Here is a 2,311-nt window from a genome sequence, read left to right on the forward strand (position 1 = left end):
CGTCCGGACCGCCCCGGCCCCCGATGTCCGCACGGAAGCGCACGCGTGGCGCGAGCCTCGGCGCGCTGCCCATCATCAACCTGGTGGTGCTCGAGATCGCCGTCGCGATCGGGCTGGTCCTGCTCGCGATCGACCTCGACCTGATCTACGTCGCCATCGGCATCGCGGTGGTCGGCCTGCTGGTCGGCGCCATCAGGTGGCGCGGCCGCTGGTTCACGCAGTGGATCGGGCTCACCATGCGCTACGCGATGCGCTCGCACGCGCGGATGTCCAAGCCGACGAAGCCGGTCAGTATCGAGGGCATCGAGGACTCCGACGCCACCCCGGTCACCGGCCCCGACGATCCGCGCGTCAGCCTGCTGCGGCTCGCCGTGCCCGACCTGGTCGTCGCGCACGGCACCGACCACGAGCGCAGGCCGCTCGGCCTCGCGTGGCACGACGGCACCTGGACCGCGGTCCTGCTCGTCGACCCGGCCCCCAGCCTGGTCACGCAGCTCGGCGGCGCACCGAACCTGCCACTCGGCGCGCTCGCGCCGTGCCTGGAGGACCGCGGTGTGGTGCTCGACGCCATCCAGGTCATCTGGCACTGCTACCCGGGCAGCGCGGCACTGCCCCCGAACTCCCCCGCACTGGCCTCCTACATGGAGCTGCTCGGCCCGCTGCCCGCGGCCGCGCGCCGCACCACGTGGGTCGCGGTGCGGCTCGACCCGCGCCGCTGCCCGGCCGCGGTCAGGGAACGTGGCGGCGGCGTGCTCGGTGCGCACCGCGCGCTGATCGGTGCGCTGTCCCGCGTCCGCAACGCGCTCGAGTCGCGTGGCGTGCCGACCCGGCCGCTGGACCCGGACGAGCTGCTCAAGGCCGGCATCTCGGCCTCGGAGCTGACCGGTGCGCTGCACGTGCCAGCACCCACCCCCAACCAGCCCCAGCAGGCGTCGCAGACGCCGAGGGCGCGCCTGACCGAGCGGTGGACCGGCGTCACGGTCGCCGGCATCGGCCACGCCAGCTACGCGATCACCGGCTGGTCCCGCGGCAAGCCCGCCACCAGCCTGAACGCGCTGACCGGCGTGCGTGCCCTGTCGTCGACGGTGGCCGTGTCCATCTCGCCGGGCATCGAGGACAACCAGGTCGGCATGCGCGGGCTGGTGCGGGTCAGCGCCCGCACGCCCGGTGAGCTGGAGTACGCCGACGAGCGGCTGTCCGGGATCTCCGACCGGCTCGGCATCACCCTGACCCCGCTGCGCGGGCTGCAGGTGGCCGGGCTCGCCGCGACCTTGCCGTTGGGAGGCCGAGCATGAGCGAGTCGTCGAGGCTCCTCGACATCCAGACCGGCAACGGGCTGACGCAGGAGTTCCTGATGTCACCCACCATGCTCGACGCGGTCAGCCCGACCGGCGACCGGGGCGGCATGATGCTCGGCTCGACGATGCAGGGCGAGCCGATGACGATCTCCGCGCTGCGGCCGGCGCCGACCCGCCTCGTGCTGGTCGGCGGGCTGTACCTGGCGCGGCAGGTCGCGTTGCGGGCCATGGCCGTCGGCGCATGGGTGGTCGTCGCGACCGGGCGGCCCGCCTCGTGGCAGGTGCTGCAGAAGGCCGCGGGCGCCGGACCGGACGGGCGGCCCGCGCCGCTCGTGCAGATCCGGCGCCTCTCGCCGGTGGAGCTGCCCCGCCCGTCGGAGGACGGTCCGCTGCTCGTCGTGCACGACGGCGGCCCGACCCCGCAGGAGCTGTTCCCGCCGCGTTCGCCGTGGCAGACCACGGTGTACGTGCTGCCGTACATGCACCCGCAGGCCGGGGCCACCGCGAACGCGGCGGACCTGGTGCTGCTGCAGCGGTTGCCGGTCGGTCAGGCGCAGCTGGCGGCCCGCGTGTGGCGGCTGCCGCCGCCGATGGTGCACGAGCTGACCACGCTCGCCGACGACGAGGTCGTCGCGCTCGGGCACATGCTGTGGAAGCGGATGAAGCTGATCACCAACACCAAGGAACAGCAGATCCTGGGGCCTGTCCGGCGCGGAGACTGAGGAACCCGGAACGGGACGCGGCACCTGGGGCAATTTTCACGCCCGTTCGGTCGAACCTGTTCCCATGGCCTGCTCAGTTGTTTAAAAGTACCTACTTGCGTTTCTTGTTCGAGTGATCATTCTCGGCGAATGTCGTCCTTGAACACACGTGCGGTACCTCATCGAGGGCTGAGGCCGCACGTGCCCTGCAACAAGGAGAAACGCAAATGAGCAAGTCTCGTGCTGCCTCGGTGAGGCGGCTGGTGGCCGGCGGTGCCGCCGCCGCGGCGGCGGTTGGGCTCGCCGTCGTGG

The 2,311-nt window shown here is 72.5% G+C and carries 2 protein-coding genes; both read left to right on the top strand.

What is annotated here, in order from left to right; all coding sequences use genetic code 11:
- The first annotated feature begins 71 nt into the window (after nucleotides 1-71).
- Nucleotides 72-1,295: a type VII secretion protein EccE gene (eccE, locus tag WBA97_RS14155; protein ID WP_424231250.1), complete on the top strand. Its 1,224-nt coding sequence runs from the start codon at nucleotides 72-74 to the stop codon at nucleotides 1,293-1,295.
- Nucleotides 1,292-2,020, top strand: a complete 729-nt coding sequence (locus WBA97_RS14160; protein ID WP_424231249.1) for a hypothetical protein — start codon at nucleotides 1,292-1,294, stop codon at nucleotides 2,018-2,020. Before eccE ends, WBA97_RS14160 begins: the two co-directional genes overlap by 4 nt.
- The last annotated feature ends 291 nt before the right edge of the window (nucleotides 2,021-2,311 follow it).

Origin of the sequence: Actinophytocola sp. (assembly GCF_049647105.1) — a bacterium.
Lineage (GTDB): Bacteria > Actinomycetota > Actinomycetes > Mycobacteriales > Pseudonocardiaceae > Actinophytocola.

What these genes read in the sequence shown, in the direction of transcription:
- WBA97_RS14160 (WP_424231249.1), top strand. Translation starts at nt 1,292, where the DNA reads ATGAGCGAGTCGTCGAGGCTCCTCGACATCCAGACCGGCAACGGGCTG.